The sequence below is a fragment of the Paenibacillus sp. FSL H8-0260 genome (assembly GCF_045040625.1).
GTDB classification, from domain to species: Bacteria; Bacillota; Bacilli; order Paenibacillales; family Paenibacillaceae; genus Paenibacillus_AQ; species Paenibacillus_AQ odorifer.
The window spans coordinates 1-13502 of the sequence record NZ_CP150298.1 but is presented as its reverse complement, the minus strand read 5'-3'; the positions used below and the strand labels follow the sequence as shown (position 1 = coordinate 13502).

Genomic DNA, 13502 nt, shown 5'->3' with positions numbered 1-13502 from the left:
CCATAGAAAGGAGGTGATCCAGCCGCACCTTCCGATACGGCTACCTTGTTACGACTTCACCCCAATCATCTACCCCACCTTCGGCGGCTGGCTCCCTTGCGGGTTACCCCACCGACTTCGGGTGTTGTAAACTCTCGTGGTGTGACGGGCGGTGTGTACAAGACCCGGGAACGTATTCACCGCGGCATGCTGATCCGCGATTACTAGCAATTCCGACTTCATGCAGGCGAGTTGCAGCCTGCAATCCGAACTGAGACCGGCTTTGATGGGATTGGCTCCACCTCGCGGCTTCGCTTCCCGTTGTACCGGCCATTGTAGTACGTGTGTAGCCCAGGTCATAAGGGGCATGATGATTTGACGTCATCCCCACCTTCCTCCGGTTTGTCACCGGCAGTCACTCTAGAGTGCCCAGCATTACCTGCTGGCAACTAAAGTTAAGGGTTGCGCTCGTTGCGGGACTTAACCCAACATCTCACGACACGAGCTGACGACAACCATGCACCACCTGTCTCCTCTGTCCCGAAGGCCGCCGCTATCTCTAGCGGATTCAGAGGGATGTCAAGACCTGGTAAGGTTCTTCGCGTTGCTTCGAATTAAACCACATACTCCACTGCTTGTGCGGGTCCCCGTCAATTCCTTTGAGTTTCAGTCTTGCGACCGTACTCCCCAGGCGGAGTGCTTACTGTGTTAACTTCGGCACCAAGGGTATCGAAACCCCTAACACCTAGCACTCATCGTTTACGGCGTGGACTACCAGGGTATCTAATCCTGTTTGCTCCCCACGCTTTCGCGCCTCAGCGTCAGTTACAGCCCAGAAAGTCGCCTTCGCCACTGGTGTTCCTCCACATATCTACGCATTTCACCGCTACACGTGGAATTCCACTTTCCTCTTCTGTACTCAAGCCACCCAGTTTCCAGTGCGACCTCAGGTTGAGCCCAAGGTTTAAACACCAGACTTAAATAGCCGCCTGCGCGCGCTTTACGCCCAATAATTCCGGACAACGCTTGCCCCCTACGTATTACCGCGGCTGCTGGCACGTAGTTAGCCGGGGCTTTCTTCTCAGGTACCGTCACTCCGGTAGCAGTTACTCTACCGGACGTTCTTCCCTGGCAACAGAGCTTTACGATCCGAAAACCTTCATCACTCACGCGGCGTTGCTCCGTCAGGCTTTCGCCCATTGCGGAAGATTCCCTACTGCTGCCTCCCGTAGGAGTCTGGGCCGTGTCTCAGTCCCAGTGTGGCCGTTCACCCTCTCAGGTCGGCTACGCATCGTCGCCTTGGTGGGCCGTTACCCCACCAACTAGCTAATGCGCCGCAGGCCCATCCCTCAGTGACAGATTGCTCCGTCTTTCATTCTTCTCTCAGGAGAAAAAAGAAATTATCCGGTATTAGCTACCGTTTCCGGTAGTTATCCCAGTCTGAAGGGCAGGTTGCCTACGTGTTACTCACCCGTCCGCCGCTAAGTTACTTTGAAAGCAAGCTTTCAAAGTAACTCCGCTCGACTTGCATGTATTAGGCACGCCGCCAGCGTTCGTCCTGAGCCAGGATCAAACTCTCCAATTAGTATTGAAAAGAGCGATATGCTCATTTTGAAACATCTGACGAGAAAATTAATTCTCTAATTTTGGATTTCACTTGCGTGATTTCCTACTCACTCGTTGTTCAGTTTTCAAAGATCAAGTTCTCGTTGGCGCCGTTTAATGTCTCAGCAGCAACTCTTATACTATATCATGTTCGGCTATTTAATGTCAAGCTCTTTTTTTAACTTCTTTTTGAGCTCGGCATGTGTACTTCTTGGCCGGACTTAGAATATATCATGTATGGAGTTGCATTGCAAGAGTTTTTTTGAAATATACTAGATAAATGAGAGACTGTGCTGCCAAAAGCCTCAATACTGCAATATATAATGGCTAGCACAGCCTTATTCCTTTGTACCTACGCCCTAAGCAATGATTTCTTGAATATACAATTCACGTTCCAACATCAAATTAACTATTGTTTCCTCTATCTTAACCATCGGACGTGTAGGGTTTGCGCGATCTGTGAAGATAATCTCCCCATGACGGCCATCACTTAATTTGATTCTAGTGCCATTAAAGAGATCAGTACTCTTCTGTATAAACGTCTGCACAATCACTGGGTCAAGCTTACCGAAGCTTTCTGTCAGAATCTGCTCTAGTACCAAATAAGGAGACTGTGCTCTTCTGTAGGCTCTTTCTAAGGTCATAGCATGGAATATATCTGCTACTGCGACTACTTTAGCGTAGAAATGAATCTGACTGCCGTCCAGCTTCAATGGATAACCAGAGCCATCAATCTTCTCATGATGCTGCAAGGCGGCAAGTCTTACCCCTTCATTAATCGCTGTAACATTGCGTAATAATTGATAACCATATGTAGTGTGTCGGCGAACCTCTTCTATTTCACTATTGTTAAGTGACTCCGGTTTCTGTAAAAGTGAGCTGTCTACTTTAGCATTACCGATATCATGTAATAATCCTGCAAAAGCAATCTGCATCCAATCCTTTTGTGGGTACCCACACCACTGAGCGATTTTATAGGAGGTCAACGCGGACAACACAGCATTGTGATAGTTGTAATCCTCATATTTTAAAGTGCGCGGTGTAAACTTCAAGACATGATAATCCTTCAAATAACCTATTAATGTCTCTAACTGACTGCGAAGCTCAAAAATAGGAAGTGAAGCTGCCGTTACCGATCGATAGCTGTTCTTAATAAGAGTGAGCATTTTATCGTATTCATCATGTAGAGGAGAATTAGTCTTGGCCAACATCGATTCGTTGATAATGGCTCCAGCTTTAGGGGAAGCTTGCTTAGCTGTTGTTTTGGCTCCATCCGAACTCGCCTCACCTTGGTCACCTTCGATTTCCACTTGCCCAATCAAAAAAGCCTGTAAAATATCTAGATCACGAGGGAGCAATATTTTTCCCTTAGTGAATAAAGTCCCCCCTAAAGGTGTAATTACATCCTTTATTATCTTTGAGCCTGCTTTAACTTCTCCAACCAATATATTTGGCATATACTCAGCCCCTTAATTTCTATAAGCCGTACACCCAGCATTACCTCACATTGATAAGACAGATAATTTCTGAGAAATTAGTACTTTATAGGATTCTATTGGCTAATTATAGTACGGATAAATGGAAGACACTAGTGCAGTGAAAACTATTCTTTCAAAATATTTATTTTATTTTTTGAAGCATCGGTCATTCTAAAAGCAACAAAAAGAGCAAGAACTTCTGTAATAGAAGCCCTTGCTCTTTTTTGAATTCAACCTATTCTAAGTCAGTGTCTTCGTCCTCAGTCAGGATCTCAGGCTGATCAATATCGCCAGATTCCTCGACTGTATCTTGCCCATCCAGGCCTTCTTGCCCTTCCAAGCCTTCCAGACCTTCCACTTCCTCAGATTCATCCTCTTCGTTCTTGTCAGCTCTACACAGGGTAGCTACTGCGTCATCCTCACGGATGTTAATCAGCTTAACCCCTTGAGCATAACGGCCCATAGTAGAAATTCCATCCATGCTGGTACGAATCAGGGTACCGCTAGTCGTAATAATCATTAAGTCTTCATCCTTCTTAACGACCTTAAGACCCACTACAGGACCATTCTTATCGGTGAGATTAATGGTCTTGATCCCTTTACCGCCACGAGTCTGGGAACGATAATCACCGGCTGGTGTCCGTTTACCATAGCCCTTGGTAGTAACAATCAGAACCTCAAGCTCCTTATCGACACAGTCCATACCAATGACATGGTCATTACCGTCAAGCGTAATACCCTTAACGCCAGTCGCGCTACGTCCCATAGAACGCACATCATTCTCTGAGAACGTAATCGACATTCCGCGAGCTGTACCGATAATGAGATTTTGCTGTCCATCAGTCAGCTTAACCTCGATTAGGGAATCTTCTTCACGAAGATTAATAGCAATAAGACCGCCTTTACGGATGTTGTTATAATCCCCAAGAGGCGTCTTCTTCACGATACCCTCGCGGGTAGCAAAGAATAAATATTTGTCGCTATCGCCATCTTCCACTTGGATTACCGCACTAATCTTCTCACCTTGTTCGATTTGAATCAGGTTGATGATTGGCGTCCCCCGGGCTGTACGGCCCAATTCTGGGATCTCATAAGCTTTAATCCGGTAAACTTTACCCTTATCGGTAAAGAACATCAGATAGTTATGAGAGTTACTCACGAAGAGATGCTCCACGAAATCCTGGTCCTTGGTGTCCATCCCCATGACTCCGCGACCTCCGCGCTTCTGACTGCGGTAGGTGCTGACAGGTAGACGTTTGATATATCCTGTATGTGTAATAGTGATAACAACCTCTTCACGTGGAATAAGGTCTTCATCCAGGATACTTTCTTCACCAACCGTAATCTCTGTCCGGCGTTCATCAGAATATCTATCGCGGATATCCTGCAGCTCGTTGCTGATGATTTCCAGTACAAGATGCTCGTTAGCCAGAATTTCACGGTACTCTGCAATTTTAACGATCAATTCGTTATATTCATTCTCGATCTTTTCCCGTTCCAGACCGGTCAGACGTTGCATCCGCATATCGAGGATAGCCTGAGCCTGCTCTAAACTGAGGCTAAAGGTGCTCATTAATCCTTCGCGGGCTATATCAGTTGTCCGTGAAGCACGGATTAACGCAATCACTTCATCCAGATGATCAAGCGCAATGCGCAGACCTTCTAAGATATGAGCGCGTGCTTCAGCTTTTTTAAGATCAAATATAGTACGACGACGAATAACTTCAATCTGGTGCTGCAAATAATGATAAAGTACATCACGCAGATTAAGAATTTTCGGCTCGTTATTTACGATGGCAAGCATGTTGATCCCAAATGTGGATTGCATAGAAGTATGTTTATATAGATTGTTTAATACTACATTTGGATTAACATCGCGTCTCATCTCAACAACTACACGCATACCGTTACGGTCAGACTCATCTCGAAGATCCGTTATACCTTCGATCCGTTTCTCACGTACTAATTCTGCGATTTTTTCAACCAATCTTGCTTTGTTAACCTGGTATGGAAGCTCATGCACAATGATGCGAGCCTTGCCGTTGTTCTCTTCGATCGTTGCCTTCGCACGCATGGTTACTGAACCACGCCCCGTACGATAAGCCTGACGAATGCCCTCACGACCCAAAATATATCCAGCCGTAGGGAAATCCGGACCTTGGATAAACTCCATCAATTCCATTGGCGTGATATCAGGATTCTTAATCATCGCCTGCACACCATCGATAACTTCACCAAGGTTATGCGGTGGAATATTAGTAGCCATACCTACAGCAATACCAGATACCCCATTTACGAGCAGATTCGGATAACGGGCTGGCAATACAACCGGCTCATTCTCTTCACCATCATAGTTGGGTGCGAAGTCAACTGTCTCTTTGTTCAAATCACGAAGCATTTCGCCTGCAATCTTGGAGAGACGGGCTTCTGTGTACCGCATCGCCGCGGCCATATCACCATCGATCGAACCAAAGTTCCCGTGACCGTCTACAAGCATATAGCGCATCGAGAAATCCTGAGCCATCCGTACCATTGTTTCATAGACAGCTGAGTCACCGTGAGGGTGGTACTTACCGATAACCTCACCGACGATTCTTGCAGATTTCTTATGAGGCTTATCCGCAGACATTCCAAGCTCCGACATCGCAAACAAAATGCGTCGGTGAACCGGCTTGAGTCCGTCCCGCACATCTGGCAAAGCCCGGCTAACAATGATGCTCATTGCGTAATCCATAAAGGATTCACGCATTTCCACGCCAATGTCCCGATCTTTGACTTGTGGGTTATTTTGTTCAGCCATGAGTTGCTGGACCTCCTTCAGTTAAAAAACCGCTACCCTTAATTATATTACTTTCACAAAAGTAGCACAATTAAACATGATAGCCTTTTATCTTCTAATATTGATTTCTTTTTGCGCTTATCAGGGTATTTGCCCTTTCCGCAAATATCTTTACTACATAGACTGTAAAGACAAGAAACACGGTTTTATTATCCTAATATCGTTCGATAAGGCATAACCCCATATCCTTATATTATACCATTGTTTAGGTAGCTTGTCCTGATTTTCAGCTGTCAAAGATTATGCTGCCACTGCATTTTTTACAACAAGGAACCCAAAGGACCTATTCCTGCACAAAACTCATAAGGAGGAAGATAATGAAGATTCAACGCGTCCCAAGCAAATGGGCTAAAACGAAAGTCATCCTTCAAAATCACTCTCTATTGCAATATGTGCCTGATACCCGTAAATTCGATGTCAATGCTCTTAAGGAGATGCTTGCGTTATATACAATGGTCTATATTAAGCCAGATCGAGGAAGTTATGGTATCGGTGTAATGAGAGCTGAGCAGCGTACTGTAACTCTTAGCACTAGCAAACAGAAAGCTGAACACGGTACCGACCTCGATAACGTTAATAAAGAAGAGCCCGAAGAACAGATCTTGTATATTTTAAGATATGGGAAGACTGCGGAAGTGTTTTTCTCACCAGAAGAGCTGTATGAGAACTTACAGAAACGAATTCAGAATCGAACCTATTTGATTCAAAAAGGGATTGACCTTCTGCGTCATCAAGACCGCCCTTTTGATCTTCGGGTTCTTACCCAAAAGACACCATCAGGAGTATGGGAAACAACAGGAATGCTTGGAAGAGTAGCTGCCCCTCAAAAAATCGTCACCAATTATCACAGTGGAGGCAGTATCCTTTCCGTAAGTACTCTGCTAAAAAATTATATGCCGCCCTCTGAAGTCCTAGTTACGATCAATCACTTAAAAGCATTGGGTATACAAATCGCGGCACAGCTTCAATCTGCCTATCCGGGAATCAAAGAGATTGGTCTGGATATTGCCATGGATCAACATCTGGATATGTGGCTGCTGGAAGTCAACACTCTTCCGTCCATTGCTGTATTCAAATTATTTCCTGATAAATCAATCTATCGTAAAATACATCGCTATGCCGTAGCCTATGGACGTGTAAAAGCAAGAAAATCCCCTTATTCGACCCGCAATAAACAATCCACAAGAGCCTAAAAAAAGCTTGAAATCAAAGAACCTCCAGCGTTCTCATTCCGTTAGGAATAGAAGCCGGAGGTTGTATTAAATATTGTTTTTACACATCAAGGTATCTAACGTTCTTGGCATGCTCATGGATAAAGTCACGTCTTGGTTCAACATTGTCACCCATAAGTGTATCAAAAATACTATCTGCCAGCATCGCATCTTCAATCGTAACCTGGAGCATCATACGGGTCTCAGGGTCCATCGTTGTGTCCCAAAGTTGGGTTGCATTCATCTCTCCCAAACCTTTGTAACGTTGGACGTTAACCTTAGCATTTTCTCCAAAAGAAGCGATAATATCATCGCGTTCCTTCTCGCTGCCTGCGTAGCGGATAACCTTATTGCGCTCAATCTTAAAGAGAGGAGGCTGTGCAATATAGATATAACCCGCGTCTACTAGCTTCCGCATGTAACGATAGAAGAACGTTAATAATAGCGTTCTAATATGGGCTCCATCGACGTCGGCATCGGTCATAATAACGACTTTATGGTAGCGAGCCTTCGATAAGTCAAAGTCATCGCTGATCCCTGTGCCCAAAGCCGTAATGATGGCGCGGATCTCCGCGTTAGATAAAATACGGTCAAGGCGAGCTTTTTCAACGTTTAGGATCTTACCACGCAACGGTAGAATCGCTTGGAAATGACGATCCCGTCCTTGCTTAGCCGATCCACCCGCTGAGTCACCTTCGACGATGTATAGTTCGCTGATCGAGGCATCCTTGGATGAACAGTCGGCGAGTTTACCAGGCAGAGCACTGACTTCAAGCGCACTCTTCCGACGGGTTAACTCACGTGCCTTACGAGCAGCTTCTCGCGCGCGTGAAGCGGAAAGTGACTTTTCAAGAACGCGACGTGATACTGCTGGGTTTTCTTCCAGAAACTCTTGTAATTTCTCTCCGAACAGTGATTCTACGATACCCCGCACTTCACTATTTCCGAGCTTAGTTTTCGTTTGACCTTCAAATTGTGGATCTGGAATTTTGACAGAAATAATGGCTGTCAATCCTTCACGCACGTCATCACCAGTCAGATTCGAATTGCTATCCTTCAGTACTCCCGCTTTACGAGCATAATCGTTGATGATACGGGTCAGCGCACTTTTAAAGCCGGATTCATGCGTTCCACCCTCATGCGTATTAATATTATTCGCAAAAGAGTAGATGTTCTCAGTATACGAATCGTTATATTGGAGAGCCACTTCAACTTGGATCATATCGCGTGAGCCTTCCACGTAGATCGGATCCTCATGTAGTGCTTCTTTTTTCTCATTCAAATATTTCACATATTCAACGATACCACCCTCGTATTTGAACACGTTGGTGACATCCGTCCGCTCATCATGAAGTGAAAGCTCGATTCCTTTGTTAAGAAAAGCCAGCTCCCGAATACGAGTAAGCAGTGTCGAATATTCAAAAACTGTGGTTTCCGTAAATATTTCAGGATCCGGATGAAAGGTTGTAGTCGTTCCTGTCTCATCTGAATCGCCAACGATTTTGATATCATACTGCGGTGCACCACGTCTATATTCCTGTTGGTAGATATGACCGTCACGTTTGACCTTAACAAGGACCTTTTCAGACAAGGCATTCACTACAGAGATACCCACGCCATGCAAACCACCGGAAACTTTATATCCGCCACCGCCGAATTTACCGCCTGCATGCAGCACGGTCATTACGACTTCAAGCGTCGACTTCTTAAGCTTTACATTCTCACCTACAGGTATGCCACGTCCATTATCGATAACAGTGATCGCGTTATCCTCATGTATAATCACTTGAATCCGGTCACAATAACCTGCGAGTGCCTCATCGATACTATTATCGACGACCTCCCATACCAAGTGATGGAGACCTTTAGAACTAGTCGAACCAATATACATGCCCGGACGTTTCCGAACCGCTTCCAGCCCTTCCAGTACCTGAATCTGGCTCTCATCATATGTCGGTTGATTCATTGACATGCCTTCACCTACTTCTTTCTGATTATCTCTTTGTTACCCAATGCAAGTTATATTTCGAGCAAAATTTTGGCTCTTTTTTTAAGAGTGGAGGAGGAAATGGGGGAGTAATACACGATATTTTTAGTTACGACAATAGATTTTGCTTCCTCTTCGCCAATCCGCTCAAGCTTCTTATCCTGCTCAGAGTGAATAACGAATTGCTTAGATACCTTGGAAGATTTCTCAATCGAAATATCAAATATAGCAATTAACTCCGAAGACCTAATGATCTTCTCCCCGCCCAAATGAATATACATGATCGTCCTCCGCTCTTTTATAACTCAACTTTTCCATCATGAACATGAAATAGGCTGGCGCCCTTTAATTTATCGGCATTCAGACCCTCAATTCCGGTAGCGGTAATGAATGTCTGTACCTTGCTTTGAAAGGTTTCAATAAGCTGGGTCTGGCGGTAAGGATCAAGCTCGGATAAAACATCATCAAGAAGCAGCACAGGATATTCTCCGATTTCCTCATGGATCAGCTCGATTTCCGCCAGCTTAAGCGATAAAGCCGTGGTACGCTGCTGTCCTTGAGAACCGTAGACCTGAGCTTCCCTTCCGTTGATAAAAAAGGACAGGTCATCCCGATGGGGACCCGTCAGCGTCATGCCGCGCCTGATTTCTTGTTCTCTCGTTTGTGATAACTTTAACATAAAATTGTCTAATAAGACAGCTTCATCTTCCTCATCCCGATCGCCGAAAGAGGGGACATAGAGCAATTTCAGTTCTTCTCCGCCGTTCGTAATCCCCCGGTGAATGCTTTCAGCCCATATTTGCAGCTTCTTTATGAATTGTTTCCTTTTTTTGACGATTTTAACACCATGCTCTACAAGTTGAGCATCCCAGATTTCCAGAAGCTCTTTCCCTGCAGCCTCTTTTCCCCATAATTGCTTTAAGAGATTACCTCTTTGCAAGAGAATTTTTTGATACTGCTGTAGGTGAAATAGATAACTAGGCTGGACTTGGCCGATCTCCATATCAAGAAAACGCCGTCTGATACCAGGGGTCCCTTTTACAATCTCTAAATCTTCCGGTGCAAACATGACCACATTCAGAGATCCAACAAACTCACTAAGGCGCCGCTGCTCCAAACCATTGATCTTGGCTTTTTTACCTTTGGCAGATAGGGTGAGCTCCAGCTTGAGATCGCCATACTTGCGTTCCACCTCGGCAACGATCTGAGCTGCATCTCCGGGGGCGTCGAAGGAGATAAGTTCGCGGTCCTTAGAGGTGCGGTGGCTTTTGGTCATCGCCAGGACGAACAATGCCTCCATGAGGTTTGTTTTGCCTTGGGCGTTCTGACCCAGAATCAGATTCACATCGCCCAGGCTCTCCAGACGCAGCAGCCCGTAATTCCGATAATGCTGCAGACCGATATTTTTAACAAACACGAAATGGTTCCTCCCCTAGCGTACTACTCTTTTACTCCTCCGCCTTCAACCTCAAAGGTACCGTTATCCTGCACTTCGATTTTGTCACCCGGATAAAGTTTTCTGCCGCGCCGTTCCTCTACCTCTCCGTTGACCAATACGTGACCTTCCTGCAATAAAGCTTTGGCCATTCCACCTGTGGATACACAATCTGCGAGTTTCAGAAATTGGTCCAGCTTAATGTATCCACTGTGGATAAGTATTTTTTTCATGGTTTTTATCCTTTCAGCCACTTATCCACATGTTCATGAATGTTGGCATTAATTTGTTGTACGGTAAGGCAAAATGATATACAAGCTATTGGTTTGGTCAAGTGGTTTCAAAATGATCGGACTCATCATCCCTGTAAATGCAATAACGAGCTGTTCACTCTCTATGACCTTTAATACATCAAGCATATATTTCGAGTTGAAAGATATTTTGAGAGGTTCACCTTTGAAATCGATGACTTCAAGTTCCTCGCGAACCTTACCCAGCTCTGATGAGCTTGAAGAAATTTCAATACCGCCTTGATCAAGCGTCTGCATACGAACAATATTTGTTTTTTCTTCCCGGGACAGCAAATAAGCACGATCAATCGATTCACTTAATTTTTTTGTATCTAAAGTTAGTTCTGTTTTGTAGGTTGTTGGAATAATTCTAGAAGTATCAGGATAAATCCCATCTAGGATCCGTGAATAAAACAGTACTTTGTCGATTTTGAAGAGAACTTGATTATCCGCAACGACAATATCAACCAGCATATTTTGGTCAGGGATAATTTTGCTGAGCTCATTAAGGGTTTTACCGGCAATAACAATATTTCCGAAATTGACATTTTCCGTGCCTTCAAGTTTAGCAGCTCTTGTTGCCAAGCGGTGACGGTCAGTCGCTGTAAACTTAAACTCATTGTCGCTCAGATTCCATAGTATACCCGTTAATATCGGAGTTGTCTCTTGGGTAGAAATAGAAAAGGCTGTTTGTTTAATCATATTTTTCAGCAAATCACCTGGTAGAGAGATCGTGTCATTCTCTTCAATGCTCGGTAACACTGGGAATTCTTCAGGGTCTAAACCTACCATCTGAATCTCAGTGGATCCGGAAGAAATGTACGTTTGGAATCCTTCTTTTACTTCCATGTGGATTTCTTTGGAGGGCAGCTTCTTAATAATCTCGACGAAAAATTTAGCGGGAAGGACAACACTTCCTGGCTGATCTATCTTCACGATGGTGTGGCTGTCATTCTCTGCTGGAATAAACGATTGAATAGAAATATCGGTATCACTTGCAGTTAATGTGACGCCTTGATGGCTAACTTCCAGTTTAATACCGGTCAAAATAGGGATTGTTGTTCTGCTGGATATAGCTTTGGATACGTGTTGAATGGATTCGTTGAGTTCATTTTTAAGAATGCTTATTTTCATGATTTCACTCCTAGCTGAAAAATTGGGAATTTCGATGGATTTGAGTCTGTTAATTACGCGTCTTTACATGATGAATTATTATAGTTATTTAATAGTATTAGTAGTAGGGGCGACGAATATGTGGATAACCCCACCAAACAGCATAAAATTAAGCCTACCCACATGTGTATAGATTGTGTATAGGCTCTTTGTTCCTCTTAGGAAGGATTTTTAATTTTCTCCGCAAGATTATTTACCACTTTGTACAACTCCTGATCGACCTTTAATGCCTGTGTAATTTTATCGTGCGCATGAATTACGGTCGTATGGTCACGTCCTCCGAAAGCCTCACCAATCTTAGGCAGCGAATAATCCGTTAGTTCACGGGATAGATACATTGCGATTTGACGTGGAAACGCTACGGCTTTGGTTCTTTTGCGTGCTTTGAAGTCTTCAAGGCGCAAATTGTAGTATTCTCCGACTTTTTGCTGAATATCAGCGATGGTGATCATCTTGGGACGACTGGAAGGAATAATATCCTTGAGCGCTTCAGCTGCCAAATGAGTGGTTACATCCTGGTTGGTAAGCGAAGAATAAGCAACTACCCGGATTAATGCACCCTCAAGCTCACGAATATTGGTGTCAATCTGGTTGGCAATATACATCATGGCCTCATTAGGGATATCAAGGTTCTCTGCCTTAGCCTTTTTGCGTAAAATCGCAATCCGGGTCTCCAGATCTGGTGGTTGAATATCCGTAATCAAGCCCCATTCGAACCGGGAACGCAGCCGTTCTTCCAGTGTGGGAATTTCCTTTGGTGGTCGGTCGCTGGAGATGATAATTTGCTTGCGTTCTTCGTGGAGCGCATTGAAAGTATGGAAAAACTCCTCCTGTGTAGACTCTTTTCCAGCGAGGAATTGAATGTCGTCGATAAGCAAAATGTCAACATTACGATACTTGTTACGGAAGCTTTCACCGCGGTTATCACGGATCGAATTGATAAATTCATTCGTGAATTTCTCAGACGAGATGTAAATTACCTTGTTATTTGGGTTATGTTCCAGGACATAGTGCCCAATTGCGTGCATCAAATGGGTTTTGCCCAGACCTACACCACCGTATAAAAACAAGGGATTGTATGCTTTGGCTGGTGCTTCGGCTACTGCCAGTGAGGCTGCATGCGCAAAGCGGTTCCCAGAGCCGATTACAAAGGTGTCAAAAGTGTACTTTGGATTGAGCAGATGCGTTTGTGCTTCTTCTCTTGATACTACGGGAGTCGGAGCGGATTGTTGAACCACAAGCTCAGGCGGCTTGCTTTCTTCAATCACGAATTTTACATCCACTTGTTTCCCTGTGACTTCGTAGACGGTTGCTCCTACCAGTTTGGTGTAACGACTTTCCAGCCATTCTACTGCAAACGTTGTAGGTGCCGAGATAATGAGAACCTGGGAGTTGAAGGTTATCGCTTTAGTAGCCTTAAACCAGGTATCAAAGCTCGGCTTGCTTAATTTGGTTTGAATAATCGATAAAATTTGCTGCCATAATTCGGAAGTATGGCTGTCCAC

At 44.5% G+C, this 13502-nt stretch carries 9 protein-coding genes and 1 rRNA gene; 1 reads left to right on the top strand and 9 read right to left on the bottom strand.

The annotated features are described in order from the left end of the window. Positions 1-6: 6 nt before the first annotated feature. The 3 genes from MHI51_RS00050 to gyrA all read right to left on the bottom strand — a co-directional run bounded on the left by MHI51_RS00050 (position 7) and on the right by gyrA (position 5862). Positions 7-1564, bottom strand: a 16S ribosomal RNA gene (locus tag MHI51_RS00050). A 379-nt stretch (positions 1565-1943) separates the two neighbouring features. After that, a complete protein-coding gene (locus tag MHI51_RS00045) occupies positions 1944-3041 on the bottom strand; it encodes an HD-GYP domain-containing protein (RefSeq protein ID WP_076124333.1) in 1098 nt (365 codons plus the stop codon). A 256-nt stretch (positions 3042-3297) separates the two neighbouring features. Continuing rightward, on the bottom strand, positions 3298-5862 hold the full coding sequence (gene gyrA, locus MHI51_RS00040) for a DNA gyrase subunit A (RefSeq protein WP_036677722.1): 2565 nt from the start codon (positions 5860-5862) through the stop codon (positions 3298-3300). Positions 5863-6218: 356 nt separating this feature from the next. Here gyrA and MHI51_RS00035 point away from each other — a divergent pair, with 356 nt between their 5' ends. Continuing rightward, positions 6219-7094 (top strand): YheC/YheD family protein, encoded by an 876-nt coding sequence (locus MHI51_RS00035; RefSeq protein WP_076276332.1) that lies wholly within the window; start codon positions 6219-6221, stop codon positions 7092-7094. A 79-nt stretch (positions 7095-7173) separates the two neighbouring features. On the opposite strand, the gene gyrB is transcribed toward MHI51_RS00035, so the two are convergent. The 6 genes from gyrB to dnaA form a co-directional block, all read right to left on the bottom strand. After that, entirely contained in the window at positions 7174-9084 is a 1911-nt protein-coding gene (gyrB, locus tag MHI51_RS00030; protein WP_036677726.1) for a DNA topoisomerase (ATP-hydrolyzing) subunit B, read from the bottom strand. Between the two features lie 47 nt (positions 9085-9131). Continuing rightward, positions 9132-9380: an extracellular matrix regulator RemB gene (gene remB / locus MHI51_RS00025; protein WP_036677731.1), complete on the bottom strand. Its 249-nt coding sequence runs from the start codon at positions 9378-9380 to the stop codon at positions 9132-9134. A gap of 17 nt (positions 9381-9397) precedes the next feature. Further along, on the bottom strand, positions 9398-10516 hold the full coding sequence (gene recF / locus MHI51_RS00020) for a DNA replication/repair protein RecF (protein WP_036677733.1): 1119 nt from the start codon (positions 10514-10516) through the stop codon (positions 9398-9400). Positions 10517-10539: 23 nt separating this feature from the next. Continuing rightward, positions 10540-10767, bottom strand: coding sequence for a S4 domain-containing protein YaaA (yaaA, locus tag MHI51_RS00015; protein ID WP_036677736.1), 228 nt, complete (start codon positions 10765-10767; stop codon positions 10540-10542). A gap of 48 nt (positions 10768-10815) precedes the next feature. Further along, positions 10816-11958 carry a DNA polymerase III subunit beta gene (gene dnaN, locus MHI51_RS00010; RefSeq protein ID WP_036677739.1) on the bottom strand — a complete coding sequence of 381 codons (1143 nt, stop codon included), beginning with the start codon at positions 11956-11958 and terminating at the stop codon, positions 10816-10818. A 197-nt stretch (positions 11959-12155) separates the two neighbouring features. Beyond that, positions 12156-13502 carry a chromosomal replication initiator protein DnaA gene (gene dnaA / locus MHI51_RS00005; protein ID WP_036677741.1) on the bottom strand — a complete coding sequence of 449 codons (1347 nt, stop codon included), beginning with the start codon at positions 13500-13502 and terminating at the stop codon, positions 12156-12158.

Excerpts from the sequence above, each read along its gene's own strand:
- remB (WP_036677731.1), bottom strand. The coding sequence starts at position 9,380 with ATGTATATTCATTTGGGCGGGGAGAAGATCATTAGGTCTTCGGAGTTA.
- gyrA (WP_036677722.1), bottom strand. The coding sequence starts at position 5,862 with ATGGCTGAACAAAATAACCCACAAGTCAAAGATCGGGACATTGGCGTG.
- dnaN (WP_036677739.1), bottom strand. The coding sequence starts at position 11,958 with ATGAAAATAAGCATTCTTAAAAATGAACTCAACGAATCCATTCAACAC.
- gyrB (WP_036677726.1), bottom strand. The coding sequence starts at position 9,084 with ATGTCAATGAATCAACCGACATATGATGAGAGCCAGATTCAGGTACTG.
- MHI51_RS00045 (WP_076124333.1), bottom strand. The coding sequence starts at position 3,041 with ATGCCAAATATATTGGTTGGAGAAGTTAAAGCAGGCTCAAAGATAATA.
- yaaA (WP_036677736.1), bottom strand. The coding sequence starts at position 10,767 with ATGAAAAAAATACTTATCCACAGTGGATACATTAAGCTGGACCAATTT.
- MHI51_RS00035 (WP_076276332.1), top strand. The coding sequence starts at position 6,219 with ATGAAGATTCAACGCGTCCCAAGCAAATGGGCTAAAACGAAAGTCATC.